This is a genomic window from Amycolatopsis sp. WAC 04197, from assembly GCF_003947475.1.
GTDB lineage: Bacteria > Actinomycetota > Actinomycetes > Mycobacteriales > Pseudonocardiaceae > Amycolatopsis > Amycolatopsis japonica.
The window spans coordinates 1-924 of sequence record NZ_QHJK01000021.1; the positions used below are offsets into that span (position 1 = coordinate 1).

1 protein-coding gene is annotated in these 924 nt (G+C 62.0%); it reads left to right on the top strand.

Annotation, left to right across the window (positions count from 1 at the left end; translation table 11 throughout):
• Positions 1–924: hypothetical protein (locus tag DMC64_RS42880; protein ID WP_158634333.1), on the top strand; the 924-nt coding region annotated here is incomplete at both ends.

Here is a 924-nt window from a genome sequence, read left to right on the forward strand (position 1 = left end):
ACCACAACACCCCCATCCACATCACCACCCAAGGCCACATCACCACCACCGACCCAGGCCAACCAAACACCCTCCACCTCGCACCCAAACACCGCCGCGACGGCACCCTCGTCACCACCGACCCCGACGATCCCCGAACCTCGGCAGCCTTGACCGCGGCGGCCATCGACGTAATCCAGCAACACGGTGGCCTGGACGTCAGGCATCTCCTCACCTACGTCTCGCACGAAACCTTCCCAGCCAGGAAATTCGCCAAGGCCCTGAGAAAGAGGTTCACTGATCTGCTGAACGATCTCGGTGCCGTCGGCGAACTTTGGGGTCCTCTCTATCGAGGAACGCGTCGCACGGGGAAGTTCAGCGAGCAGGATATCGATGCTTTCACCGCATGGTTGTACCGGAGGGTCAGTGTCGGGGACCGGGCTACCGCCCCGACGATCGCGCGAAACGCGCATGAGGCCGGTTTCGTCCTCGGCTTTAACGAGCTTGTGGCCGATATCAAACAGGCGATGGCCGCCGCCGAGAAGGACGGCCGCCGCCATCCCGAACTGTCGATGACGAAACCCGGACACCGACCACAGATCGAGGAACTGACCGACAGGATCCTCGCCAACAACGGTGACCGCACCCTCAAAGACACGATCGCCGATCTCATCGCAGCGAACGTCCACGGCGAGCATCCGCAGTTCAAAGCCCTTGTGGACGCACGCAAACAGGCCCTGAAAGACGACCCAGAACTAGAGGCGGCCGCCCAGGCACAAGGTCTCCCCACTCTGTCACCGACCGGAGAATTCCTCGGCAGAAGGCTGAACGCCGACACCCCCACCGACCACGACTTCATCAGCAAACTCGCCTACGCCGCCGCATGGGAAAACAAAACCGCCACCCCCGACGACATCACCGAAACCCTGCAACGCGAAGGAATCA